The organism is Streptomyces sp. NPDC058257 (assembly GCF_042881845.1).
Classification (GTDB): Bacteria; Actinomycetota; Actinomycetes; order Streptomycetales; family Streptomycetaceae; genus Streptomyces.
On sequence record NZ_JBHVXJ010000001.1, the window covers coordinates 26891 to 53432 of the forward strand.

Sequence of the window (26542 nt, forward strand, 5' to 3'; positions counted from 1 at the left end):
AAGGACCGGGGAAGGACCGGGGAAGGACCGGGGGCATGACTGATTCTCACCGGGAAGGTCGCGGTGGTCACGGGCTCGGCGGACGGGATCGGCAGGGTCGTATCCGTGGGCGGGGCAATCGCATGACCGGAGCCTGGACTTCTCGATCAGTGGATCGAGCAGCCCTGAACAGCGCCGTCGTCTTCCACGAGGGTGGAGGCAACGACACAACATCCAGGAGTGGGCCACATGCCACGCACACCCATCGACATCACCGTCCCCGACCTGTCCGGCAGGCGCGCCGTCGTCACCGGAGCCAGCGACGGCATCGGACTCGGCATCGCCACAAGGCTTGCCGCGGCCGGAGCCGAAGTGCTCCTGCCCGTTCGCAACCCACGCAAAGGCGAGGCCGCGATCTCCACGATCCGTCAGGCCGCCCCCCATGCGAACGTGTCGCTGCGCGAGCTCGACCTGTCCTCACTCGCCTCCGTCGCGGCCCTCGGCGAGACCCTGCAAGAGGAGGGACGTCCGATCCACCTCCTCGTCAACAACGCCGGCGTCATGACCCCGCCCGACCGGCAGACCACCGCCGACGGGTTCGAGCTTCAGTTCGGCACCAACCATCTGGGCCACTTCGCCCTCGTGGCCCACCTGCTGCCGCTGCTGCGCGCAGGCCAGGCACGCGTCACCTCACAGGTCAGCGTCGCGGCGAATCAGGGCGCCATCAACTGGGACGACCTGAACTGGGAACGCTCCTACGACGGCAGGAAGGCATACAGCCAGTCGAAGATCGCGTTCGGGCTCTTCGGCCTCGAACTCGACCGGCGCAGCCAGGCCAATAGCTGGGGCATCACGAGCAACCTCTCCCATCCCGGCGTCGCCCCGACGAACCTGCTCGCTGCCCGCCCCGAGGTCAGTCGCGACAAGGACACCCTGAGTGTTCGCCTGATCCGGGCGATGTCCGCCCGCGGCATCCTCGTCGGGACGGTTCAGACCGCGAAGCTCCCCGCCCTCTACGCGGCCCTCTCCCCCGACGCCACGCCCGGCGGCTTCTATGGACCCAGCGGGCCCGGGCACCTGGGCGGCCCTCCCGGGGAGCAGAAGCTGTACAGCCGGCTGCGTAGCGCAGACGAAGCCCAGCGGGTCTGGCTCATCTCCGAAGAGCTCACGAAGGTTCCCTTCCCCAACGGTTGAAAGCTCGGCGCTTCTGCATCCGTGGTTCGCCGCCGCCCACCCAACCGCGGCCTCGGTGGCCCAAGCCGCCCGAAACCTGGCCATGGACCTCACTGACGCACAGGCCACCCACGCGTACCTGATCCGAGACCGGACGCGAAATACCCCGCCCTCGTCGACGAAACTCTGCACAATGCCGGCATACGGGTCGTGCGCACCGACGTCCAGATACCGCGCATAAACGCCATCATGGAACGCTGGGTCCAGACCTGCCGCCACGAACTCCTGGACCACACCCTCATCTGGAACGAGCAACACCTACGCCACGCGCTCCCCCACACAGCCTCGACTGAATACAGCACTCGACGGGACGCCATCGGTCGTCGGCAGCCGCGTAATCACAGGCGATAATGCCAGCGACGTTGACGGTCATTCCCCGGGAACGGGCAGCCCCGCCGCGCCGCGCCCGCCTGACCACGCCGGTGGCCCCCGCCACAGCTCGGGGCTGTCGGCGCACCCCCATATGATCAGCATCCCGGCCGTGGCGCTTTGCCCGCGCTGGAAGCTGTGGCGGGAGAGGAAGAGACGTGCGCAAGACGGTCGTTGGAGTCGCTGTGGCCATGGTGGTTGCGCTGCTGCTCACGGGGTGTGGCAGCGGAGGGAACGGCGCGAAGGCCGACGCGGGCAACTCCACCAATTCACCGAAGGAGTCGGCGAAGCCGACGTCCAAGTGGGGCAAGCCGAAAACCTACGAGGTGACCGTCGCGGTCGAGGGCAAGGGTAAACCCAACATCCTGTACATCACGGATACCAATCATTCCGCGCAGGTCTCTCTCCCCTGGAAGAAGACCAGCGACGTGACGCTCGAGGGCGCCTACCTCAAGTCGGGCACCACCATATCCGTGTCATCCCAAGCCGTACTGACCCCTAGCGGATCATTCGACTTCCCGCCCTGCAGCATCAAGGTCGACGGCGAAACCGTCGCCGAGTATGCAGGGGGCGAGTCCGCGAAAGGCTGCAAGTATCACCTGAAGTAGCGGGCAAGCTAGAGTTCCCCGCACTCTCCCCAGGGGGCCCAGCCGGGCCCGGCAACTTGTTCCGGTGGTACCCGACCGTCCCTGTCAGTGAGCGAGAGCTGCACCGTGGCGGCTGACGAAGTCTTCTACGAGGCCGTGAGGTCCGGGTCTACCTCGGCACCCGGTCGGGGCGGCGCCTCGGTGACGTCGAGGAACAGGTCGGCCTGCGGCCATAGTTCGGCCGCTCCGGGCTTGATGCGCTCCATGACGAGTTCCACGACCTCGCTGTCCCGGCCGGGCGCGAGGTCGATGCGGGCGGCGACGAGCATTGAGTCCATACCGAGCCGCGTCGTGAGCAGGCTCACGACGCGGTCGATCTCGGGCTGCTCGGCGAGGAAGTGGCCTATCTCCCCGCGCAGTTCGGGATCGAGGGGCTCTGCGCCTGCCGAGAATGCCATCCATACAGCTCAGGAGCGTCTGCGATGGTGCGGCAGGATGTGCACTTGTGCTGCTGCGTCTTGTCTACTTAACCGTCACCAACCTGTTCGGCGCGCCGCGGTTGCTGCCGACGGGCGACCGCGGCAAGGTCACGGAGATACTCGCCCTGCGCCACCAGCTCACCGTCCCTGAGCGACAACTCGGCGCGGACCGAGTGAAGCTTGCTCCACAAGACCGGGCATTCTTTGCCGCTCTACTGGTGCCCCTGCCCCGTCAGGTCCTGCGCCGGCTCCAGTTACTGGTCCGGCCAGACACCGTGCGGCCGACGGCGCATGATTGAGATAGTCCAGGCCTGGACCTAGCTCAGCCCCTGACCAGCACGCGCCCCCAAGTACTCGACCTACTCGTCGCCACCATGCGCCACTATCAAGCCCTCGGCGACCTCGACACCGCCCGCCGGATGGCCGAACTCGCGAGGCAGTGCTGCCGGACCGGCCCGCACGCCCGGTCAGCTCAACTGGATGCGGTCTGCCGCAGCCTGGAGGACCCTTCCCACTTCGAATGATCCACACGACGATCAACAGCAATCGAACGACAGGAGAAATCCCCTTTGCTCCCGCTGACCGATAACCCCATTAACCGTCCCGAGGACGACGCGTTCCACTTCGAGCCCTATGTCACCGTCCTGCACGACGCCGTCGCGCAGGCGACGCCACTTCCACTCACCGTCGGGGTGTTCGGCTCCTGGGGGTCCGGAAAATCGAGCTTCCTACGGCTGTGGGAGCGGCGCTTCGAGGATGATCGTGTACGAACCATCTGGTTCAACCCGTGGAAGTACGACCGCAAGGTCGAGGTCTGGGCCGCGCTGCTGCACACCATCCTCGCCGAGTTGGAGAACGAAGAGAATCTCGGGGACAGGGCTCGCCGCCTGGCCAAAGCTGCGACGTGGCTGTCCTTCCGGGCAGGTCTGGGAATCGCGACGACGCTGGGTACTGGTGGCGTTATCAAAGGCGAAGCCGTGGACCAGATGCTCCAGGACATCTCTGTGCGGGATTCGGAACAGTACCGGCAGATCAATCGTTTCGAATCCGATTTCGCCGAAGCGGTCCTGGAGTTCGTCGGCAAGGATGGCCGACTCGTCGTCTTCGTCGACGACCTCGACCGGTGCACGCCAGAATCCGCCATGACCGTACTGGAGTCGCTGAAGCTGTTCTTGGCGGAGACCCAGTGCGTGTTCGTGCTCGCGCTGGATCTGGACGTGTTGGCGGCAGTGGCCACGAACAAGTTCGGCGAGGCGCTCAAGGGCGCGCCGTCCGAGGTGGTGTCGGGCATGGCCTACCTCGACAAAGTTGTCCAACTGCCTTTCTTCCTGCCCGACGTGGGCTTCGATACGCTGCGGCGAGCCTACGCAACAGCCATTCCGGAGTTCGCAGACCTCGACTACTTCTGGGGACTGCTCCAGAGCACCCTGGGCAGCAACCCCCGACGGCTGAAGCGCTACCTCAATGTTCTGGGCATGGCGCTTGCCGTCGCCCGCGCCCAGAACGGCCGCGAATCGCCCCCCGCCTTCAATCTCCAGCTCGCGATACTCCTCATCATCCGCACCCGGCACCGGGGCTTCTTCCACCTACTGGTCGCCGAGCCGGACACCTGGCACATCCTCACAAACTACTTCGAACGCGCGCAGGCGGAACCAAGGAGCTCGGAGAGCCACCGGGCCGGCTTTTCCACGCATCTACGAGGGTTCACGGAGGACCGCCCTCTCGAAACCCTGCTCACCTACGGTGGGCCGCAGCGCACCATCCCGCCGGGCGGTCACGAGGTCACAGCGATGATCAGCACGCTGCGCAGCACGGCCGGGCCGGACACCGCCGACTGACCGCCGCCAGCAGAAACACCCCCGTCGGCGTCTCAACTTCTACCGCCCCGGCGCACCCGTGCGGCTGATCGGGGACGTGGGCGGGGCGGCCTTCCCGCCCCGACGAGGTGTACGGGCCACGAAAATGCGCCGGACGCGCCTGGCCGCGTTCCGCGCCGTCGTGTACCAGCGGCTCAGATTCGCGCCGTCAGCTCGCGGCCGCGTTGGCTCCAGGGGTAGGTGAGAGGCGGTGCAGACCCAGATTTGGTTGCCGGCACGGCAACGGGCAGTCACGTCTCGATCGTGGAGAGCGCCACGGCAGTTCTCGCACGCAGGTAGAAGCTGCAGGCCCGCCATCTACCGGTTCATGAGCATCAGCACTCGCCTGCGTCGACGGAGCCCTTCGCCATCACAGCGGTTATGCCAGCCCACTGTCCCTGGCCTACACCGCACGAATTCGCGGATGACGCCCGGACGTTCGGCCGGACCCGCTGCGTCAGGCGAGCGAGTTCACTAGCATAAAAGCCGAGTTCAGGGGGCGGGGCGATGATACGGACCACGGCATACGGCTGGGTGGCACTCGCAGGACTAGGGGCCTGGGATGAGAGCTGAGCCGCACACCCGGTTGCGGCCGCAGGAGTCCGTTTGGGTAGCCGCGATCCATGAGACCCCCGACGACACCAGGCCTCTAAGCGCTGGATTTGTCATTGACACCGAGCGGGTGCTGACGTGCGCCCGAGCCATCCAATCGCGACACGCACGAGGAGAGGAGCTGTGGGTCGCCTTTCCCAAGGCCGGAGACCTCGCACCGCTGCGGATCCGAGTCCGGAACGTTGCCCTACCCGCTCAGGTCGTCATCAACGACGTGGCCGTACTAACGCTCATTGACCCTGTGCCCGCCGAGCTCGCGACACGGCTACGTTGTCCGACACCGAGCGATCTGGTGGGCAGCACCTGGTGGTCCTTCGGTTTCCCCGGCGGCGACTGGCGGGGCAGCTCACTGTCGGGCTCGGTAAGCGAAGACCTCAGCTACGGGCTCGTGCAATTGGACGTCGACGCCCGAGCACCGGGAGAACCCAGTTACGGCGGCGCCGCATTGTGGTCACCGGCCTACGGCGCCGTGGTGGGCATGATGAGCTCGGCGGGCGGCTCTGCCTCGTGCGCTATGACGCTGTGGCAAATCGACCGGTCTCTGCCGGAACAGAAGCTGCGCGCCCTCGCCACTTGGTCAGTGGAGGCGGCCGGCGAGGAAGCGCTGGCCGCATGGGGCTGGAGCCTGGACACTGATCCGGAGGCCGACCGGCACTGGCGACCGCGGGCTCGGGGCGTAAGCGTCGAATCCGAGCGCGGCTTCCGATTCCGCGGCCGCCGAACGGCGCTCACAGAAATCGTGGCCTGGCTGGAGGAGGGCGGCCAGGACCGCCGCGCACTGGTCGTGACCGGATCGCCGGGTGTCGGCAAGTCTGCGGTGCTGGGCCGGATCGTCACCACTGCGGACGCGGGAATCACGGCCTGTCTGCCCACCGACGACGACGCCGTGCGGGCACCGGTCGGCTCAGTGGCGTGCGCGGTCCATGCGAAGGGCAAGACCGCCCTGGACGTAGCGAACGAAATCGCTCGCGCCGCCTCAGCCACCCTCCCCCGGACCACAGAGGACCTTCCAGCTGCCCTGCGGCTCGCGCTGACGGAACGGGCCATCGACTCCTTCACGGTCGTCGTCGACGCCCTCGACGAAGCCGCCACACCCGAGGAATCCCGCATCGTCGTCACCAGGATCGTGCTTCCGCTGATGGAGACCTGCGGGGATGTCGGCGTGCGGATTCTGCTGGGCAGCCGCCGGGTCGACGACTCCGGCGATCTACTGACGGTTTTCGGGCCGGCAGCACGCGTGCTGGACCTGGACGCGCCACACTACTTCTCCCAGGCCGACCTTGAGTCGTACGCCCTCGCCACCTTGCAACTACTGGGCGACGAACGCCCCGACAACCCCTACGCGGACCAGGCCGTCGCGCTGCCGGTGGCCCGACGCATCGCTGCCCTCGCCGACCGCAACTTCCTCGTGGCTGGCCTGGTGGCCCGCACGCACGGCCTCTACGACGAGCGGGCCATTCCCCCGCAGGATGTCGCCTTCACTCCCACCGTGGACGCGGCGCTGCGCGAATACCTCCAACGGCTGCCGACCCAAGGCTCGGTGAAGGCGGGTCCGGCTTTCACCGCCCTTGCCTACGCAGAGGCCCCCGGCTTCAGCCTGAGCCTGTGGCGGGACGCCGTCGCGGCACTCAGTGGTGTCACGGTGTCAGGGGAGGATCTGCGGGCGTTCGCGCAGTCGTCCGCCGCCAATTTCCTCATCGAGAGCAGCCGGAACGAGGACACCAGCGCATATCGGCTATTCCACCAGGCTCTCAACGACGCACTAATCCGGACGCGGACGGAGGAAGGGCAGCTACCGTCAGACGAGCGGGCGCTGGCCCTGGCCATGACAGCAGCTGGACGGGCCATAGGATGGGACGGCGCCGATCCGTACCTGCTGCGTTCCCTCCCCGTACATGCAGCCCGCGGAGGCGTCCTCGATGATCTCCTCGAGGACAAGCTGTATCTGCTATACGCCGACCTCGGCCGGCTGACCCCCCTGGCCGACCGGTACGCTTCAGCCGCCACGCGCCCACGGGTCCGCCTCCTGCGCAAGACGCCTTCAGCTATCGACGCCAGCCCGGACAGCAGAGTGGCACTCTTCAGCGTCACCGAGGCCGTGGAACGGCTCCACCCCACCTATTCGCCCCTCAGGCATTCTGCGCCGTACCGGGCCACATGGTCCGTGTGCCCGCCCAGCGAGGACGAGGTCACCCTCGACGGCCACATAGGCAGTGTCAACGCCGTATGTTCCGTGCGGGTCGAAGGCCAAGAGCTCCTTGCCAGCGGCGGAGCCGATGGCACCGTGCGACTGTGGAACCCCGAGACGGGACAGGCCATCCACATCCTGCGGGGCCACGACGGGTGGGTACAGGCCCTGTGTACCGTCCGTTCGGACGGCCGCGATCTGCTCGCCAGCGCAGGCAGCGACGGGATTATTCGGGTGTGGAACCCAGCCACCCGAGAGATCCTGCACAGCCTCACCGGACACAACAGTTGGATACAGACACTGAGCCAAGTGCGGACAAGAGACGGGGATGTATTGGTCAGCGCTGGCTCGGACGGCACGGTGCGGGTGTGGGATCCAGCCAGCGGCACCCACCTCCGTTGCTGGTCCGGCGCCGGGAAGACCAACGCCCTGTGCTCGGTTCCAGGCGATGCCGATCACGATCTGGTGTTCGGAGTGGGCTACGACGGGCTGGCACGCCTGTGGGACCCAGCTGCCGATGGTCTACCGCATGTCTCCCGCCACACGTACGGCGCGCTGTCCAGCGTCTGCACCGTAGACGTGGACGGGCGGCTCCTTCTGGTCATCGGCGGCGAGAGCGGCATCCTTTGGACTCTCGGTTCTGCCCCGGAAGGGCCGGCAACAGGCTGGCCAGTACGGGGAGTCCACATTCACGCGATGTGCACGATCGACGTTGGCGGACGGACCCTCGTAGCCGTCGCAGGCACCGAGAATGCCGTGCGAGTCATCGACCCTAGGTCGGGGGAAACGCTACGCGAGCTGAACGGCCACAGCGACTGGATCGAAGCCATGTGCACTGTCCGGGTCGGTGACCAGGACGTCTTGGCCACCGCCAGCGAGGACGGCTCCATCCGGCTGTGGAATCCCGCCGGGCCGACAGCACGAGAGGCCAGGGCGCAGTCGCCATCCCCCGCTCCCATGTCCGTGTGCGCTGTCCACGTTCCGGATAGAGAGCTCTTCGCCGTCACCAACGGCAGCGCCATCACTCTATTGGATCCGCTCACCGGCGCATCCGTAAGAAGCATTCCGTCCAACGCGTCCGGGATGTCGGGCACGGTGCATCGCTACCGGGCGGCGGGCGGCATCGAGAGACTCGTCCATGTCGGCGGGACGTGGCGCAAGGGCGAACTACGATTCATCGACTTGGCGACACACGATTTTCCCGGTCTTACCCACGAAACGCCGTTCAGTAGCGCATGCGACATTGGGGGGACCGGGTCACCCCTCATCGCCATCGGCACTGCGGACGGCGAGATCTGGCGGTACGACACCATCGCCCGGCGTGTGACCAGCCGCATCGCAGCGCACACTGGATCGGTTCGTGCCCTGTGCACCGTCCTCACGGCTTGGCACGGCCCGCTGCTCGCCAGCGTGGGAGACGACGCCATCCTCCAACTCCGGGATCCTAACTCCGGACGGCTGCAACGTAGCCTCAAAGGCCACACGCGTACTGTCCGAGCCGTCTGCCCTGTTCCGAGCGGCCCCACTGACCTAATCGCCACCGGCGGAACCGACGGCACGATCCGCCTGTGGGATCCAGAAACTGAGGACGACGCCCTGGTCCACGTCTTCGAAGGCCACACCGGCTGGGTCAGGGCCCTGGCACCGCTCTCCCTAACCGGGCGGACCCTCCTGATCAGTGCTGGCGGCGACCGGACAGTCCGCGTATGGGATCCCGAAGACCACACCTGCCTGGCCGTCATCCCCGTACAGCGTCCGGCGACTTCCCTGGCTGTGGCCTCACACGACCTCATCGTCTGTGTCGGTCTGGAGGGCGGTCTTGTCGCCCTGAAGATCGACCCATACCTGTTTCAACCGCCGGTACATCCCAACGAGCACCGCCCCTCGCGGTGAGCCACTTCCCTTCTACGGCATCGCGCCTGCTGGAAATGTCATCCAGACAGCTCGGAAGCGTCTTCGAGGGTGCGGCGGGATGAGTACTCGTGCTGCTGCGTCTTGTCTACCTGACCTGTGAGTGCCCAAAACTTGGCTACCCCTGCCTGCCTGGCCTTGCGGTCAAGGCCAGGCAGGGCGCGATCCTGAGACATGGCTCCGCGACTGCTGTACCTGACCTTCTTGAAAGTCCTGGGATGGATTGCGCTGCTGGCACGATCGGAAGCTTCCATGAACGCGGAGATACTCGTACTCCGACACCAACTCGCCGTCCTCCGGCTTCAAGTCGCCCTGCCACAACCCTCATGGGCGGACCGGGCAGTGATCGCGGCACTGGCCCGGCTGCTGCCCAAGAACCTGCGAGGGCACATGTTCGTCACTCCGGGCACACTGCTGCGCCGGCACTCCGACCTGGTCAAACGCCGCTGGACCTACAAACGACGTCGTCCCGGCCGCCCGCTTACCCGGCCCGCTGTACGAGAACTGGTGCTGCAAATGGCTAGGGAGAACCCGCACTGGGGATACCGCACTGGGGATACCGCAGGATCGCCGGTGAACTCGTCGGCCCGAGCCACCCAGTTGGCGCTTCGACGGTATGGGCGATTCTGAAGCGGGCCGGGGTCGCCCCGGCACCGCGACGCTCGGGTCCTTCCTGGGCCAAGTTCCTGCGTAGTGTGCCTGTCGAAAATGTCATCCATGCAGCCCAGGAGCCTGGTCGGTGGTGCGGCCAAGCGGGGCGGATCTGCCGCGCCGTCACCAGCGGCCACCTCCCTATCGCCGAGAACGAACTGAACGTCCGAACCCTCCCTCGGCGACACCAAAACCATTCCTGATCAGCGGAAACTCGGCGATCACGACCGCAAAGACAACGGCTTCTCAGGGAAGCGTTGAGCTGGGAGAACGCTGATTGGGGGGGTGGGTGGGATAGGTGTCCCTCTACTGTGGCGGTTCCGGTAGGAGGCGCGGATGGTGCCGCTGATCGAGGGGTTTCCTACGGGGCATTGCAGGTGCCGATAATTCGTCCGACCAGGTCACGACCTCATCACTGATGTCGGCCATGCCCGTCGCTCCCCCGCTGTCCCTTCACCTTGCCCGGTAACGGCATCATGACCTGTCGTGCTGCTGCGCCTGTCTTACCTCGCCATGTCCAACGCCCTCGCCCTGCTACGCCTGTTGCCGATGAGCGACCGAGTGAAGGACGTGGAGATACTGACGCTGCGGCACCAGCTACTGGTCCTGCAACGCCAGGTCGGCAAGCCCACATTCACCGAAATCGACCGCACCATCCTCGCCGGCCTTCTCCACCACCTGCCCGTGGAGAAGCTGCGGCACCGCCTGTTATACAGCGTGACACCGGACTCCACGAACCTGCGAGCGGCCAATCAGTACGTGAATGCGTTCAACATGCTCGCTACGCAGTTGGCCAACGAGGAAGGCTCTGTCCCGGCGCCCGGGACGGTTCAACCACAACCGCAGTCAGTGGCCGACGAACTCGGCAAACTCAAGGCGCTTGTCGAGCAAGGAGTCCTCACACAGGACGAGTTCGACCAACAGAAGAAGCGCTTGCTCGGAACATAGGACCACAGCCAGTTCCCAAGGCCCGAAACGAGTAAGGCCTCCGCAGGTCTTCCCGATTGACCCCGCAACCCTGCTCGCTTGGCACCGCATGTTCATCGCCGCCTGGTGGGATCACGCCGACGCACCGGACGACCTCCCACCCGACTAGCGACACAACGCTCGTCCTACGCCCGGCCCCGGGAGAATCCGATCTCAGGGCGCATCGGATCTAGAGACGCCTCAGCTGAGCAGGTGAGACCAGCGGGGGCGCAGAGCGTGCAAGACGCGGAGTAGGTAGGGTGCAGCGACTGATCGACCACGGGGGTGGAGGATGCTGGGAGTACGTCGCTGGGCATGGGTTGCCGTGCTGGCAGTGGTGTTGGCGCTGCTCGGGGGCTACGGCTGGTATCGCCTGAGCGACACCGGAAAGCGCTGGCGTTACGAAGACAAGCTCGAGTCGTACTGCGGCGGTGTACTGCCGTACGAGGAAACTGTGGCCTTCACGGGCCTCCCGTCCGACCCAGACACGGGACTGCCCCACGACTTTGAACAGGGCTCACCTACGCAGGGTTACGAGTTCTGCTGGATCAAAAGCCTGGACGTCGTCGTCACCACCGCACGCATCCCGGACACCTCAGCCATCGACCTGAAGTTCTACCTCCCGCGGCTGCGCGCAGACGCGCTTCCCACACTTATGGGCGGGGGCTGGCGAGGCTTCACCGACGGCGTGAACACCAGCGTCGTTCTTCCGTGCACCAACCGCGACCACACAGTCGCTGTCACCGCGCAGCTCACCTCAGAGGAGCCCAACAAGAGCGTGAGCCGCAAGGTGGCCGAGCTGACCACCGCGACCGCCGCCAACGCCGCGGACCACTGGGGCTGCAAGAACAGGCCAGGCACACGGGCAAGGGTCGTCGACCCGGCGTCAGACTCCACAACTCCCCAGCAAGCCAACGGCACCTGCGCCGGGTTGCCCTGGTCGCGCAACAAGCGGATTGACACGATCACGGAGACCCCCGCAGACCGGCTCGCTCCATACGCGATGTGCTCGTTGGACGGCGAGGACACTGATGACGGCTATCGCCTGGAAGCGTCGTTCGGCCCATATGCCCTGCGCGAGCGCGGTGAGAGCCTGCACACCGAACTGACCGCGAAGCCGGCCGGCGGCGGTGCGGAAGTCAAAGAGTTCTTCTGGGCGAGCGCCGATTGTCCGGGAGACGGGCCCCGCGCCCTGTTCCAGATCACCCCGCAGAGCGCAACGTCCGACAATCCATCCTTCGCGCGCGCCGCATTGGCCGCATTCGCCAAGCGGGCAGCCGAGCGGCGCGACTGCACCGGCCTGCAACTTCCATCAGCGCCTTAACTCATGGTTTCAGAACAAGTTCGGAGTCTGCGCCTGCCGAGAATGTCATCCATGCAGACCAGGAGCGTCTGCGACGGTGCGGCAGGATGATTTCGTGTTGCTTCGCCTCGCCTACCTGACCGTCACCAACCTGTTCGCCGCGCTGCGATTGCTACCGATGAGCGACTGCGACAAGGACGCGGAGATCCTCACCCTGCGCCACAAGCTCACCGTTCTTAAGCGACAACTCGGCACGGACAGGATGAAGCTCGCTCCACAAGACCGGGCGTTCCTTGCCGCTCTGCTGGTTCCATTACCCCGCAAGGTCCTGCACCGACTGCGCCTACTGATCCGGCCCGGCACCGTGCTGCGCCGGCATCGCGACTTGATGAAACGGCGCCACGCCCGCACCTGTCGGCCGAAGAAGCCGGGCCGACCGCCCACGGTGCACTCGATCCGCAGACTGGTCCTGCGCCTGGTGCGGGAGAACCCGGCGTGGGGTTACCGCAGGGTGCACGGCGAACTCGCCACCCTCGGCATCAAAGTCGCGGCCTCCACCATCTGGGAGATCCTCACCTCCGAAGGCATCGACCCCGCGCCCGACCGGGCCTGTGGGTGCCGAATATTACGTCGGTGCAGTTCAGCACCGCTATCGCGCCGACGACAGCGGTCGGCAATGATCGATGCCCATGCTCGTACGCCTGGCCTGCATCGCCGTCTCCCACACCTTCACCGCCCTGCGGCTGATCCCGATGAGCGACCACGACAAGGACGTCGAGATCCTCGCGCTGCGTCACCAACTCGCCGTCCTGCAACGCCGACTCGGCAACCAACGCCCCGGATTCCAGGAGGCCGACCGCGCGTTCCTGGCCGCTCTCCTCGCCCCGCTGCCACGAACTGCCCTGCGCCAGCTACGGCTCATCGCCTCCCCAGACACTGTCCTGCGATGGCAGCGCGACTTCATGAATAACCGGCACACCCGTCTCAGCCGCAACCCGCGTCCCGGTCGCCCTCGCACAATCACCTCCGTCCGCCGCCTCACACTCCGCCTCGCCGCGGAAAACCCCGCCTGGGGATACCGGCGTATCCACGGCGAACTCACGCTCCTCGGCATCAAACTGGCACCCTCCACCGTCTGGGAAATCCTCAAGGCCGAAGGCATCGATCCTGCAACCCAACGCTCGAACGTCACCTGGGCCACTTTCCTGCGCTCCCAGGCCGAGGCGATCCTCGCCATGGACTTCATCGAGACCGTCACCCTCACCGGGCAGCGTCAGTACATCCTCACTGCCATTCACCACGCCCACCGAGGCGCCCGTGTGCTCGGCACCACCGCGCGCCCCACCCACGCCTGGGTCGCCCAGGCAATCAAGAACCTCGTGATGGATCTCGAAGATGCCGGGAAACTCAGCACCATCAAGTTCATGATCCGCGACCGCGACGCGAAATACCCCGCCGCCATCGGCGAGATCCTCTCTCAGGCCGGGATCCGTACCGTGCTCACCGCCGTCCGCACGCCACGCATGAACTCAATCATGGAACGCTGGGTTCGCAGCCTGCGACGTGAACTCCTCGACCGCGCCCTGCTCTGGAACGAATCCCACCTGCGGCGAGCGCTCCGCGAGTACGAACAGCACTACAACCATCACCGCACCCACCGCACACTTCAGGCCGCCGCCCCTCTCCGAGTTGTGCCGGAACCGCTCAACCCACCACAGATCGAGCATCTTCGCGTTCGCCGACACGATCGCCTCGGCGGCGTACTCCACGAGTACCAACATGCTTCCTGACCTGCATGGACGTAATTGTCGGCACGTACAAGACCCCCGCCGAGCGACGGCGTTTCTCGGGCCTTTCACGACGGCTGACCAGGCGCCCAGTCGGTGCAGGCGGCACTTATCCGGCCGGGCACTGCGGATGGTGACCGTGCGGTCGCGCCATGTGCGGTCGGCGTGGTCGTGACGCGAGACCTCTCAATCCGCAGGATGGCCAACGTGCCCCGCTGAACTGGGATTTCGCAGCACGGAGGTCCGGAGCGCGACTCTGTGCCGTCGAGGTCGGGGAGCGCCCCCATCGGCCGGAGAGGCACAGCCCGCAGCGTTGCCCGTGATGGCTCAATCCTTTCCTCACACCTGATAGACCGCTATATATGAGCAGTTCAGAGTGGATTCCGTATTTCCACCGACTTATTTCGCCCGATGGGTCCGCACAGGGACGGGTTGGCAACTGCCCGGGGGCCGGTTACGGTGATCTCGTGCCGACCGCCCGTCGAGGCACGGACCTGTATGCGTCATCCAGGTCCCACCGACGTGGCACATGGGACTTCCCGTGGGCAGCCCTACCATCCCGGCCCCCACTTCTTCATCCCCTCCTCTCCCGCAGCGGCGCTCCGTGTCCAGGAGCGCTCTTCGGCTGCAACCTCCCCCTCACCACCAGCGTCTCGTGCCGCCGCACTGCCGTGCGGCGGCAGCAAGGACCGCCCCCGAAGGGGCCGACCGTGAGGAGAAGTGGGCAATCATGAGCAAGGGCGCGACTTTGAGGGACGGTGTCGGCGGCGCGACGGCGCCGCCCTTCGCCACCCGGCGATGGGCACTCCTCGCCATGTCCGTGGGTGTGTTCTGCATCCAGCTCGACTCGTTCGGCCTGAACCTCGCCCTGCCGCAGATCGGCCGCGACCTGCACGCGGGCGGAGCCGGCCTCCAGTGGGTGATCAGCGCGTACCTGCTGTCCACCGGCACGCTGATGCTGGGGGCGGGACGGCTCGGCGACCTGTTCGGCCGACGGCGGCTCCTGGTCGCGGGGCTAGCCGTGTTCGGCGCGTCCTCGCTGGTCTGTGCGCTCGCCCCGACCCTGCCCGTCCTGGTGGGTGCCCGGGTGGCCCAGGGCGCCGGGGCCGCGATGATCATGCCGGTGGGGCTGTCACTGCTGACCAACGTCTACCCGGCCGGACTACGCGGCCGTGCCACCGGCTGGGCCCTCGGCATCGGCGGGATCGCCACCGCTTGCGGCCCGTTCATCGGCGGTGCCCTGACCGAGTCGGTGTCCTGGCGTGCCGTGTTCTGGCTCAACGTGCCGCTCGCCGTACTCGGCGCGGTCTGTGCCTCGCGTACCGCCGAGAGCTACGACACCAGTACGCCCCGCAACGTCGACTGGAGTGGCCTGGCCGGTGCCACGGCCGCGCTTGCCGCGCTCTGCGTCGTCATCGACCGCGGACCGCACTGGCCGTGGCCCGCCGCTTCGGCGGGCGTGGCCGTCGCGGCAGCCCTGCTCATCCTGTTCGTACGGCGCGAGCGGTCCGCGGCTCATCCGCTGGTGGAGCTCAGCCTGTTCCGCAACGGGCCGTACATGGCGCTCACCCTGGCCGGTGCCGCGGCCAACACCACCACCGTGATGTTCTTGTTCGTCGTACCGCTGACGCTCCAGGGCCAGTGGGACCTCTCGGTCGTCCTCGCGGGCACCGCGTTCCTCGCCCCCGCGCTGGCCATGGCGCTCGCCGGGCCGCTCGCCGGGCGAGTACCGCCACGGGCCGCGGTACGGCTGATGGCGGGCTGCCTGTGCGGGGGAGCGCTGGTCCTGGCGTGCCTCGCCCGGACCTCCTCCCTCACCTTGTACGTAGCCGTCGCCACCGTGGGCGGCGCGGTCCTCGGAGTGGCCAACTCACTGACGCTCATCGCCACCCAGGCGGTGATCCGGCCGGAGCGGGCCGGGGAGGCGTCGGGAGTCACCAAGACGGTCATCACCGTGGCCGCCGGCCTCGGCATCGGACTGGCCGGGGCCGTCACCGACCAAGACCGCGGCGTGGGCTCGGAAGCGGCCGCCGACACGGCACTGCTGATCACCGCAGCGGGCTGTCTGGCCGCGTGCGTGGTCCTCGCCGTGTGGATCAAGCTGCGGGAGGGCGCGGTGCGGGCCGGGGCGGGGGAATCGGGGGGGATGACTCAGTTCCGCGGACGGTACGTCGCGGAGCCGTAGCCGGATCGGGGCCGCGGCCCGGCTCTCAAGTTCTCCCGCGGCCATCCTGTGGGGTTCCCATACTCGGAACATCCGATGACCTGCACCTTCCGACCGACGGAGCCATCCGGCAAGAGCACGTTTCATGGCATTGCGGCTGGTCTACCTGATCCTCGTCCGGCTGCTCGACGGGCTGGTCCTGCTCGGGCGCTGATCCTGCGCCTGGCCAGGGACAGTCCCTCCTGGGGTTACACCAGAATGCAGGGCGAGCTACACCGTCTCGGTCATCGCGTCGGTGCCTCCACGATCCACCGGCCGCTGCGTGCCGCCGGACTCCCGCCCGCGCCCCGGCGTGCCGATGAGCAGACGTGGCGCCAGTTCCTGCACAACCAGGCCGAAGGGCTGCTGGCCTGTGACTTCTTCCACGTCGACACCGTCACCCTCCGACGTGTCTATGTCTTCTTCGTCATGGAGGACCACACCCGCACCGTGCATGTACTCGGCGTCACCGCGAACCCCACCGGTGCCTGGGTCACCCAGCAGGCAAAGAACCCCCTGCTGATCCTCGGCGAGGACGCCGGCCGGTTCAGACACCTCATCCGTGATCGTGATGCGAAGTCCACCGCCGCCTTCGACGCCGTTCAGCGCGAACGACACCCAGATCGTGAAGACCGCGCCCCAGGCCCCGCGGATGAACACGTATGCGGAAAGGTTCGTGCGCACCGTCCGCACGGAGTGCACCGACCGCATCCTCGTCTACAACGAACAACACCTTCGCCGCGTCCTCGACCGCTACGCCGAGCACTACAACACTGGTCGAGCCCACCGGGCCCTCAACCTGCGTGCCCCAGCGGACGACCCGAACGCCCTCCCCTTCCCCGCACGCCACGTCCACCGCCGCAAAATCCTCGGCGGACTCCTCAACGAATACCAATCAGCAGCGTGACCCGCTGCCGGCACCAGACGGGAAAAGACCAGGCCAAACCCCACGCACCGGTTTTGGAACCCCACAGGGAGAACGGCCAACACATCTGGGCAGGAGAGGCATTCCGCCACCCAGGGGAAGACGCTGCTCACTCCGCGCCCCTGCGCCGGCACCGCGACCTGTTGAAGCACCGCCGCACCAGACACAGAGGTCGGCGCTCCCGAAGGCGGGCCTGCCGTGTCGACAGTGCGCCTCCGATCGGTCGAACTCGATGGTGATGGTCTCTCGTGTGCGGGGCGACCGCGTGAGCCCGTGGGCCCCGCGGCCGGCCCGCTCACGGGAGACGGTGCGAAAAGGGGGTCAGTCCTCGCACCCGTCGACATCGTCGTCGCATCCGTTCACATCGCCGGGGGCGACCGTGGTCAGGCGCCATGCGATGAGTCCCATTCCGGCCCGCTCGGCTTTGACGTGCGCCGTGAACGGCTTGCCCGCCGGGAGGTTGAAGTGGTCCGCCTCGCGGTCACCGCATCCCACCCCGTAGGCCTGCTCGTCCGAACCTCGGGCCAAGGTCAGAGCGAGCTCCTCCGCCCCGTCCGTGTCACAGGTGATCTCGAATCGGTACGGTTTGTCGTCGCTCGCGCGGAAGGACTTCTTCAGGCCCGACCCCAGGTAGGCGGTGCCGGAATCGACGAGTTCCGCTTCCCGACCGTCGTCAGCGGCGGCCTTGAGTGCCTGCTCGGCACGCCGCAACGCGTCGTCCGGCTCCCATGGCCTCCCAGCGCCTCCGGAAGACACCGACGGCTGCGTCGAGGCGGCGGCACCCTCCTTGGAGCCGCTCCCTCCCTGCTCGTCCGCGCAGCCGGACATCAGAACGGCCAGGACCGCGGCGGACAGAGGGAGGGTGTGACGTATGCGCATGAAATCACGCTATCCAGGAGGAACAAGCTGGTACTCGCGGCCCAGCGCGTCAGCCTGGGTGTTGCCGTACACGGACACCTCGCCGTCGGACCAGCGCACGAAGACGTCGTCCTCCCAGAGGTTGCCGCCGAACTCGCCCGGAGCGATCACCCGGGCGTGCTTCCACGTGCCGTTCGGGCCCTTCAGTTGGTTCTCCTTGCCGAGGCCGTGCGCGCCGACGTCTTCGTAGATGGTGAGTTCACCGTCCGACCAGCGCACGAAGAGGTCGAAGTCGGAGTTGGTGGACCCGTCGAAGTCTCCGCCAGCGATGACCGAGGCATGCTGTTTCCACAGGGCGTTGGGGGCCAGGAGCTGCCGCTCGGCGTGGAAGCCGCCACCGTCGACGTTGGTGTGTTTGGTGACTTCCCCGCCGACCCAGCGGACGACCAGGTCGTCGGCCCACTTGTTGCCGCCGTACTTGCCTGTCGCGATGCCCTTCGCGTACTTCCACGTCGAGCCGGCCTTGACGACAGTGATCTCGTTTGCCGGGTGTTCGGAGGTGGAGGTGGGCAGCTGAGTGTGCTCGTCGATGTCCTTGTAGATCGTGACCTCGCCGTCGATCCACTTGACCATCAGGTCGTACGCGTTGGAGCCGGTGTAGTCGCCGGCTGTGATCACCTCGGCGTAGTCGGCCCACATCTTGTTCGGCTTGGCGAGGCGCGTCTCACATGGCTGGCCCTGGGCGCAGCCGGTGTAGAAACCCTGCGACTGGTCGCCGGGGTAGAGCGTCATTTCCCCGTCGGACCATTTCACGACCAGGCCGCCGTCCTGCGTCTTCTGCGAGGAGGTGTGGAACTGGCCGGTGGCCGCGGCCGTGGCGTGGCGCCAGAGTCCCGCGTCGCCCATACCCCGGATCTGGGAGGGCTTGTCCGGCGTGTAGTCGTTCACGGCCTGGTTGTAGAGGCGTACGACGTCGGCGTCGAACTGTGAGGAGTAAGAGACGTTGTCGAACTTGCCGCCGGTCTTGTAGCCGCCGATGACGCCGATGACATCTCCGCGCTTGCCGTCGAAGTTGCGGAGGAACGGCCCGCCGGAGACACCCGGGGCGAACCCTGTGGGTGCCCGAAACTCGGCTACCCCTGCTGCCCTGGGTCTTGCGGTCGAGGCCGAGCATGACGACATCCTGGGGCATGGCTTTGCGACTGCTGTACCTGGCCTTCCTCAAGATCTTGGGCTGGCTTGCGTTGCTTGCGCAATCAGAGACTTCCAAAAACACAGAGATACTCATACTCCGGCACCAGCTCACCGTGCTCCGCCGTCAGGTTGGCCGGCCACAACTCTCATGGGCAGACCGGGCAGTGATGGCGGCGCTGGTCCGGCTGGTGCCCAAGAACTTGCGAGAGCACCTGTTCATCACTCCGGGCACGCTGCTGCGCTGGCACGCCGACCTGGTCAGGCGCCGCTGGACCTGCAAACGCCGACGTCCCGGCCGACCACCGACCCCGCCCACCGAACCCGCCCACCGTACGGGAGCTGGTGCTGAGGATGGCCACGGAGAACCCGCACTGGGGATACCGCAGAATCACGGGCGAGCTGACCGGCCTGGGCCGACCAGTCGGCGCTTCGACAGTATGGGCAATCCTGAAGAGGGCCGGGATCGATCCGGCCCCACAACGCTCGGGCCTGACCTGGGCACAGTTCCTGCGCAGCCAGGCCTCCGGGATTCTCGCCATGGACTTCTTCCACGGCGACACTGTGTTACTGCGGCGCCTGTACTGCATGGTGGTTATGGAGATCTCCACCCGTCGGGTGCACCTGACGGGCGTCACCGCCCACCCGACCGGCAACTGGGCAGTCCAGCAGGCGCGTGACCTCCTCATGGCAATGGACGAGCGCGCTGACCGATTCAGATTCCTGATCCGGGACCGAGATGCGAAGTTCACCGACTCCTTCGACGCCGTCTTCGCATCCCACGCCATCCAGGTACTACTCGCTCCTGTCCGGGCCCCGCGAGCCAACGCGTACATCGAACGCTGGATCGGCGGATGCCGCCGCGAACTCCTCGACCGCACACTGATCGTCAACGAACGACACCTGCGCACCGTACTGGCCGCATACGAGACGCACTTCAACACCCACCGCCCACACCGCGCCCTCCACCAAGCAGCACCCCTGCGACCACTCCCCAACCCGGTCGACCCAGACGGCAAGCTCATCCGTCGAGATCTACTCGGCGGCGTGATCCACGAATACAACCAGGTCGCATAGGGCGGCCGAGTTACGGGCACCCACAGGCTCCCCGCTCCCAGAATTGCTCCCAAACACGAAGTAGGGGCCATCCGAAGATGGCCCCTACCTGCGACGTTTCCGTCGGGACGACAGGATTTGAACCTGCGACCCCTTGACCCCCAGTCAAGTGCGCTCTTCTGGTTCGGAGTTCTGAAGGCCCATTGGCGCCCGTACGACGCCGTACGCGGAAGTACAGCGCCGCTGAACCCTTTACCGGCCAATCCCCTACCTACCAACTGCGTGGCAGCTCAGAGGCTTCATGGAGTGGAGCGGTTGGGACTCGAACCTATCCGGGTAGCGAGTATCACCTGTGGTTTTCTTGACGAAGCGGGCATATCAACCTGTCGCAGTCTCCCGCGAGGCCGCGCAGCGCACCGGAGTGCCATCCCGGATTCGCACGACATCCGCGCTGGAGGGGGCCCACGCCGCCAGCCAGCGCAGGGCCACCTCCATCAGATCGCCCGCCTCCTCCCGCAGCCACTGGTTTGTACGCGCTTTGCGGCAGCAGCCGCGGGAAGGGATGCCCGACCTGGGCCGGGACCGCGCGCAGCGAGCGCCGCTCGTCTTTGAACCGCAGCGGCACCTGGGCCACCGCCAGGCACACCAGCTCCGTTTCGGTCACCGCCATCGGATGACCGAGCCCCGAACGCGGCCTGCGCGAAGGGACGATGCCGTCGTCCAGCTCGGCACACAGTGCAATCAGGAGAGTGTCCAGATCGGCGTTCGCGGCACGCCCTTCGGGTCGAGCCGGTGTTCAACGCCACCGATTCTGGACACTCTTTACCTTTCTGGACAACCCGCAAAGCAGCTCAACCATCTAGGCGAACGCAACGGACTGCCCCCGTCCGGATGCGATCTCGACTTTCAGTCGTTCTGCATCAGAGGCCACTCCGCGCCCACACAGGAAGTACACAAGTAACTCTCTTTCGCCACAGGCGAGTTGCGCACCTCTGAGCACACAACCCCCATAAGGCGCTTTCGAGCCGCAGGGAACCGACCCCCTTGATCCCCTCATTGCTCACCCCTACGGTGATCGCCGTACTGACGGACCTTCACTATTCCTTCACTAATTCGCTCAGCGGCCGGGGGCCAGGGCTGCTGCGGGAGGAAACCGGCGGCCACCGATGCCGGGATCACCTCACGGGTGGCTCCCTGCCGCGTTCCTCATGACAGGGGGACGCAGTCTTGCGTTCCAGATCACCAGGTTTCCTGCTCTTAAGACCGGGCAAGTCCGGGCTCCTCGCCCGGACGGTCCTGCTCCTCACCACGGTGGCGGTGCTGCTCACGCTCGCCGTCCACCCGGATCTGCTGAACCGGCTCGCCGGAGCACGTGCGGCTGCCGCCGACGACAGCGCGTACGACTGGACCCAGCGCACCGCCGCCGAGCAACTGCGGCAGGACGAGTGTCTGATGTCGGATGTGCTGCGGCTCGGCGGCCCCTCCATGACGGGCGTCGCTCAGGACGGCCTCAACCAGGATCCGGACCGGCTGCACGCTATAGCCGACCGGGAACACTGGAAGGACACTCCGCTCTCGACGGCGTACACATCGGACCGGAAGGCCTACGGCAAGGAGGGCGATACCCTCGACGCCGCCCGCGGGACGTGGAAAACACCCCTGGACGGCCTCACCACACCGGCGGGGTTCACCGAAACCGGCTTCCACTGGCCGCCGGGAACCTCCGGGAACGACGGAGAGTCCTTCGACTCCCAGACCGGTCTGACGAAATGGATCAGTGACCGGTTCTGGAAGGAGGACGCCGACTTCTACGAGGACGGCACCCCCTCGGCCGACAAGAAGACCGCCAAGGCGGTCAAGGATCTCGGCACCCCGCTCTACCAGCAGGATCCCGACCCCGGCCTGCCGCCCAACGAGCGTGCGCGTGCCCTCGCCGAACAGGCGGCGTTCAAGCACCTGACCGACGAGGCACTGGAGCCGATGGGCGCGGACAACGCCCGCCTCTTCCTTGCCTCCGGGGGCTTTCCCCGGCTGGCGCCGCAGCCGGACACGGCGGAATTCCGCATCGCGGTCGAGGACATGAAGACCCGGTTCGCCGCGTGCGCGTGGCGCGACGCGGTCGACCCGAACCAGGTCCTTGGCGAGGTCTCGGACACGGCGGCGAAGGAGTGGCAGCAGGAGATTTCCTCCCAGGCGGTCCAGCGCAACCAGATCCTGAACGCGAACAAGGACGCCACGACCGCGCTGACCGACGGTTCCAAGACGCTCAGCAAGCTGCTCGGCTATTCGTGGACGGCTGATCGCCTGGCCCGCTGGCAGGACTACTGGTCGCCGGGCGGCGCGGGGACGATAGGAGACAAGCCGGCGGTCATCGAGGTGCACGCCGCGCGCGGCAAGTGCCTTGACGTGCAGAGTTCCGGGAAGACCGACGGCACCCCGGTGCAGATCTACACCTGCAACGGCAGTGCGGCGCAGAAGTGGCTGGTCTACGGCGACGATGCCGGGCTGCACCTGCAGAACGCCAACTCCAGCAAGTGCCTCGATGTCGAGAACAACAACCCGGCCAACGGCACGAGCATCCAGATCTGGACGTGCAACAGCAGTCCGGCGCAGACGTGGGAGTACAACCTGAGCGCCACCACGGCGCTGAAGAACGTCGGTACGGGTAAGTGCCTGGACCTGCACAAGTACGACAACGGCTACAACTCGCAGCTGTACGCGTGCAATGGCTCAGGACCGCAGCAGTTCGACATCAAGCCCTCCGGCCACACCGGGACCGTGCCGCCGAAGGCGCAGTTCACCCAGGCCGCCGCGAGCGTGGCGAAGGCGCGTATCCAGGCCAAGCAGCAACTCGAGGTCCTCAAGGCGCAGGCCGCCAAGGCGAAGAAGGCAGCCACCAGTTCCGACACCGCCGAACAGGCCGCCTACCAGGTCGCGGACGGCAGTGGTGCTCCGCGTGGCCGTGGATTGCTGGTCGGGCAGCAGAAGGCCCAGGTCACACACGGAGCGGTCGCAGCGCTCGAGGCCATGGTCAAGGCCGGCGACACCGCCGAGGCCGCCACCCGTGCCTCGGGCGGCGACAGCCAGACCATCGCCCAGCGCGCGGTGGCCCAGACGGCGCAGACCAAGGCGGAGTTCCGCAAGGAGGCCGCGCATACCGCGGAGGTGCAGGCCAAGGCCGCCCGGGACGCGGCGAAGGTCCACCGGGACAACGCCAAGGAGGACAAGGAGACCGCCGAGGCCAAGCTCGCCGAGACCGAGAAGGCCGAAGCAGACGCTAAGAGCGCCGCGGCGGACGCGCACGCCAAGCGGCTCGCCGCCGAGGCCGAGGAGAAGACGGCCAAGGCGGAGAAGGAAACCGCCGCCGCCAAACAGGCCGAAGCCAAGGAACACAAGACCAAGGCGCAGGGCCACGCGGCCACCGCGAAGAAGGCCAAGGAAGACGCCGAAAGCGCCGAGGGCACCGCCGAGTCGAAGAGGAACGACGCCAAGAAGTCCAGCGACAAGGCGCGCGACCTGCGCGATGACGCGTGGGACGCCGAGCAGAAGGCCGACAGCGCCCGCGCCAAGGCGGACGCCAAACAGGCCCACGCCGAGTCCCTGGACGCGGGAGACGCGGCCGACGACGCCCGCGCGGCGGCCGACAAGGCGGACAAGCACGCCACCAAGGCGGAGACCGCGGCGAAGAACGCGCGCTCCGAGGCCGATGCCGCCACCCGTGCGGCGGCCGACGCGGACGCCGCGGCCACCCGCTCCGAGGCCGCGGCCAAGCGGGCCCGCGCGCACGCGAACGACGCGGAAGCAGCGAAGCTCAAGGCCGACGCCGCCGTCAGGAAAGCCACCAGCTCCGCCGCCGATGCCATCCAGGCGTCCAAGGACGCCGCCTACGAGGCCGACCAGGCCGTGAAGGAGGCCGACAAGGCCGAAGAGCTCGCCAAGACCGCCAAATCCCACGCGGACGAGGCGAAAAAGCAGACCGCCAAGGCCCTCGCCGCATCGGTGAAGGCCGCCGGGTACGCGCACGTCACCGCCGGGGCCGCCATCGATGCCGGAAACGCCGCCCTGCAGGTGGCCCGACCGGCCAACGACGCGATCCAAATCGGCTCGCCCTACATCGACACCGACAGCGCCGCTTCCTTGGTGGTACTGACGGGGCAGGGCTCGAAGACGATCGCCGAGCAGCAACAGGCCGTCGCCGACGCCCACGCCAAGAACGCCGATGAGGAAGCCCAGGCCGCCAAGGCCATCGCCGACAAGGCACAGGACGACACGAAGGCGGCCTACCAGCACGCCGCCAACGCCGCCGGATACGCGGCCACCGCGCGCGGCTACGCCAAGGAAGCACTCGGCTACTCGGCCGACGCCTCCAAGGCCGCCACGAAGGCCGCGCAGTCCCTGGCCCGAACGATCGAGTACGGCAGGCAGGCCACCGAGGACGCCGAAGCGGCCGACAAGGCGGCGGGCCGGGCCGAAGGGTATGCCAAGGACGCCCGCGACTCCGCCGACGAGGCCGCCCTCGACGCGCAGGCGGCCCGGGACGCGGCGGACGCGGCCGAACAGGACGCCAAGGACGCGCGCGCCGCGGCCGACCGTGCCGACGAGGCCGCGACCGAGGCCGAGCAGTACGCCAAGGACGCGAAGAAGTACGCCGACGACGCGCAGGACGCCGCGGACCGGGCCGAGCGGGCGGAGGCCAACAAGCAGGTATCGGTCGGAGCGGGCACGGGAATCGGCGGCACTTTCTACGTCGTCGACGGCATCAGGCTCACCGGCGACCCGAAGGCGAAGAACGACTGTGTCATCGACATCGGCCTCTCCGGCTGCACGGTGACCTTCACCCTCACCTTCGACGCCGACGTCGATTTCTACCTGTGCGCCAATCCCGATGTCGCCGCGACCGAGTCCAGCTGCCCGAAGCGCGACACGGTGTATCTCGCCTCGCAGACCTTCAAGGGCCTGAAGAAGGACGTCACCCGCTACTTCACCAAGCTGGAGATCGCCCAGGACATCGTCAAGGTGATCGCCAGGCTCGCCTGGGACATCCTCGTCCAGGACTTCGTCGACTGCTACCACGGCAGTGTCAGCGGATGCGGTTGGGCAGCCGCCAACTTCATCCCCGGCAAGAAGATCGAAGACGCCGTCCAGGCCATCCGCTCCCTCGACACGGCACTCAGGGCGGGGAGCAAGACGTCCGGCGCCTGGAAGGCGGTCAAGGCGTCCGGTCTCTCGTCCGACGTGATCTCCGGCATCGGGAAGCGGGCGAAGGAGGCCCTGAAGGCCTGTCGTGTCCGCGGCGCGGCCGTGCTGCGGAGCGCGGCCGACGAGTGCCTGGTACCCCCCATGCTGGACGGCGTCGGGGAGGACTACGTACGGGGCAAGCATGTCGAGGGAGGCGCGCACATCGAGCCCAAGAAGGGCGTCTTCGACGCCGACATCGACCTCGACGATCTGGTCGAGAAGTCCTACCGGTCCAAGGCCGTTGGTCCGAACGGCGCGGGGTTCTATGAACGCAACGTCAATGCGGGCGCGCTGGTCGGAGTCACCTCCCAGGTGACCGGCAGCCAGCCCACCTCGTGGTTCAAGGTCGTACAGGACAAGTACGGCAGCGTACGCAGCATGTATCCGATCACGAAACCCGTCGAGTAGGGGAAAGCCTGTGGCAGTCAGCATCTACCTGGAGAACGGGGCGCACGAGCGAGTGGAGCACGTCGGCGACGATCTGAACGAGAGTTTCCTGTCGGCGTGCCAGGCCTCTGCGGACGGGAGCGTCATGCGCGGCGTCTTCTCCGTCGGCGACACCATGTTCAACGAACGGCAACTGGAGCAGCTCGCCCGGGAGCTGGACCAGCTCCCTGAGGAGCGGAAGACGGATACGACCCGACAGGTGGCCGACATGGCGCGGCGGGCGGCAGCCCTACGCGGCTACTTGTTCATCTCCGGGGACTGACCGGACCGACCCCGAACGACACTCTGGAGGAAGACGTACCGCATGCCCCTCGTCATCTACGTGGAAGACCAAGTACACGGCCGCATGGCCAAGACCTACGAGGACCACAAGGAGACATTCCTGGCCTTGTGCGAGTCGGCGCCGCAGGACAGCATCCTGCGCGCTGTGAACCGCCACGGCGACACCATGTTCAACGAGCTTCAACTCAGGCGGTTCATTGCAGAGTTGAATGCCCTCCCGGAGCAGGAGAAGAACAGCACGGTGCGCAAGCTCATCGCGGCGGCCGAGTTCGCGATCGCCTCCGCCGGCTACCTGTATTTCGTCGGGGAGCCCGCACGTGCCTGAGGGCCTGAGCCACTGAGAGGTGGGCGTCCCGCTTCGCGCGGGGCGCCCACTGCCGCGCTGGTTCTTCTCAAGTTGCGGCGCCAGCGCAGCACAGTG

General features: G+C 66.9%; 19 protein-coding genes, 1 tRNA gene and 2 pseudogenes. 17 read left to right on the forward strand and 5 right to left on the reverse strand.

Features of this window, described 5'->3' with window-relative positions; genetic code table 11:
- Window positions 1–228: 228 nt before the first annotated feature.
- Together ACFVXC_RS00150 and ACFVXC_RS00155 are read left to right on the forward strand one after the other, a co-directional pair.
- The gene (locus ACFVXC_RS00150; protein WP_389900136.1) at window positions 229–1173 is read left to right on the forward strand and encodes an SDR family oxidoreductase; all 945 of its coding nucleotides are present in this window, start codon (window positions 229–231) and stop codon (window positions 1171–1173) included.
- A 566-nt stretch (window positions 1174–1739) separates the two neighbouring features.
- Window positions 1740–2189: a hypothetical protein gene (locus ACFVXC_RS00155; RefSeq protein WP_389900137.1), complete on the forward strand. Its 450-nt coding sequence runs from the start codon at window positions 1740–1742 to the stop codon at window positions 2187–2189.
- A 125-nt stretch (window positions 2190–2314) separates the two neighbouring features.
- Here ACFVXC_RS00155 and ACFVXC_RS00160 read toward each other — a convergent pair whose 3' ends face one another.
- On the reverse strand, window positions 2315–2626 hold the full coding sequence (locus ACFVXC_RS00160) for a hypothetical protein (RefSeq protein WP_389900139.1): 312 nt from the start codon (window positions 2624–2626) through the stop codon (window positions 2315–2317).
- Window positions 2627–2673: 47 nt separating this feature from the next.
- Here ACFVXC_RS00160 and ACFVXC_RS00165 point away from each other — a divergent pair, with 47 nt between their 5' ends.
- The 10 genes and pseudogenes from ACFVXC_RS00165 to ACFVXC_RS00210 all read left to right on the forward strand — a co-directional run bounded on the left by ACFVXC_RS00165 (window position 2674) and on the right by ACFVXC_RS00210 (window position 16106).
- A complete protein-coding gene (locus ACFVXC_RS00165; RefSeq protein ID WP_389900140.1) occupies window positions 2674–2946 on the forward strand; it encodes a hypothetical protein in 273 nt (90 codons plus the stop codon).
- Between the two features lie 75 nt (window positions 2947–3021).
- Window positions 3022–3171 carry a hypothetical protein gene (locus ACFVXC_RS00170; RefSeq protein WP_389900141.1) on the forward strand — a complete coding sequence of 50 codons (150 nt, stop codon included), beginning with the start codon at window positions 3022–3024 and terminating at the stop codon, window positions 3169–3171.
- A 45-nt stretch (window positions 3172–3216) separates the two neighbouring features.
- Entirely contained in the window at window positions 3217–4485 is a 1269-nt protein-coding gene (locus ACFVXC_RS00175; protein WP_389900142.1) for a P-loop NTPase fold protein, read from the forward strand.
- 871 nt (window positions 4486–5356) lie between these two features.
- A complete protein-coding gene (locus ACFVXC_RS00180) occupies window positions 5357–9196 on the forward strand; it encodes a WD40 repeat domain-containing protein (protein ID WP_389900143.1) in 3840 nt (1279 codons plus the stop codon).
- A gap of 1155 nt (window positions 9197–10351) precedes the next feature.
- Window positions 10352–10576, forward strand: a pseudogene (locus ACFVXC_RS00185) (integrase); the annotation flags it as partial.
- Between the two features lie 63 nt (window positions 10577–10639).
- Entirely contained in the window at window positions 10640–10813 is a 174-nt protein-coding gene (locus ACFVXC_RS00190) for an SHOCT domain-containing protein (protein ID WP_389901502.1), read from the forward strand.
- Window positions 10814–11156: 343 nt separating this feature from the next.
- Window positions 11157–12155 (forward strand): hypothetical protein, encoded by a 999-nt coding sequence (locus ACFVXC_RS00195; RefSeq protein WP_389900144.1) that lies wholly within the window; start codon window positions 11157–11159, stop codon window positions 12153–12155.
- A 94-nt stretch (window positions 12156–12249) separates the two neighbouring features.
- A pseudogene (locus ACFVXC_RS00200) lies at window positions 12250–12741 on the forward strand (integrase); the annotation flags it as partial.
- An 82-nt stretch (window positions 12742–12823) separates the two neighbouring features.
- Complete coding sequence (locus tag ACFVXC_RS00205) at window positions 12824–13924, forward strand: integrase core domain-containing protein (protein ID WP_389900146.1); 1101 nt, start codon at window positions 12824–12826, stop codon at window positions 13922–13924.
- A gap of 727 nt (window positions 13925–14651) precedes the next feature.
- A complete protein-coding gene (locus tag ACFVXC_RS00210; protein WP_389900148.1) occupies window positions 14652–16106 on the forward strand; it encodes an MFS transporter in 1455 nt (484 codons plus the stop codon).
- Window positions 16107–16355: 249 nt separating this feature from the next.
- Here ACFVXC_RS00210 and ACFVXC_RS00215 read toward each other — a convergent pair whose 3' ends face one another.
- Window positions 16356–16808, reverse strand: coding sequence for a hypothetical protein (locus ACFVXC_RS00215; RefSeq protein WP_389900150.1), 453 nt, complete (start codon window positions 16806–16808; stop codon window positions 16356–16358).
- On the opposite strand from ACFVXC_RS00215, the gene ACFVXC_RS00220 reads away from it, so the two are divergent.
- A complete protein-coding gene (locus tag ACFVXC_RS00220; RefSeq protein ID WP_389900151.1) occupies window positions 16801–17031 on the forward strand; it encodes an integrase core domain-containing protein in 231 nt (76 codons plus the stop codon). The two genes, ACFVXC_RS00215 and ACFVXC_RS00220, sit on opposite strands and share 8 nt — an antisense overlap.
- 339 nt (window positions 17032–17370) lie before the next feature.
- Here ACFVXC_RS00220 and ACFVXC_RS00225 read toward each other — a convergent pair whose 3' ends face one another.
- Both ACFVXC_RS00225 and ACFVXC_RS00230 read right to left on the reverse strand, forming a co-directional pair.
- On the reverse strand, window positions 17371–17928 hold the full coding sequence (locus tag ACFVXC_RS00225) for a hypothetical protein (protein WP_389900153.1): 558 nt from the start codon (window positions 17926–17928) through the stop codon (window positions 17371–17373).
- 9 nt (window positions 17929–17937) lie between these two features.
- Window positions 17938–19089 carry a hypothetical protein gene (locus ACFVXC_RS00230; RefSeq protein ID WP_389900155.1) on the reverse strand — a complete coding sequence of 384 codons (1152 nt, stop codon included), beginning with the start codon at window positions 19087–19089 and terminating at the stop codon, window positions 17938–17940.
- Between the two features lie 363 nt (window positions 19090–19452).
- Here ACFVXC_RS00230 and ACFVXC_RS00235 point away from each other — a divergent pair, with 363 nt between their 5' ends.
- The gene (locus ACFVXC_RS00235; protein WP_389900157.1) at window positions 19453–20175 is read left to right on the forward strand and encodes an integrase core domain-containing protein; all 723 of its coding nucleotides are present in this window, start codon (window positions 19453–19455) and stop codon (window positions 20173–20175) included.
- Window positions 20176–20277: 102 nt separating this feature from the next.
- Here the strand turns inward: ACFVXC_RS00235 and ACFVXC_RS00240 are convergent.
- Window positions 20278–20367 (reverse strand) — tRNA-Pro (locus ACFVXC_RS00240).
- 1239 nt (window positions 20368–21606) lie between these two features.
- Between ACFVXC_RS00240 and ACFVXC_RS00245 the strand changes: the two genes are divergently transcribed.
- Genes ACFVXC_RS00245 through ACFVXC_RS00255 form a run of 3 tightly spaced genes read left to right on the forward strand, consistent with a single transcriptional unit; the run spans window position 21607 to window position 26446 of the window.
- Window positions 21607–25800: a ricin-type beta-trefoil lectin domain protein gene (locus ACFVXC_RS00245; protein ID WP_389901503.1), complete on the forward strand. Its 4194-nt coding sequence runs from the start codon at window positions 21607–21609 to the stop codon at window positions 25798–25800.
- Window positions 25801–25810: 10 nt separating this feature from the next.
- Window positions 25811–26101 carry a hypothetical protein gene (locus tag ACFVXC_RS00250; protein ID WP_389900159.1) on the forward strand — a complete coding sequence of 97 codons (291 nt, stop codon included), beginning with the start codon at window positions 25811–25813 and terminating at the stop codon, window positions 26099–26101.
- A gap of 42 nt (window positions 26102–26143) precedes the next feature.
- A complete protein-coding gene (locus ACFVXC_RS00255; protein ID WP_389900161.1) occupies window positions 26144–26446 on the forward strand; it encodes a hypothetical protein in 303 nt (100 codons plus the stop codon).
- The last annotated feature ends 96 nt before the right edge of the window (window positions 26447–26542 follow it).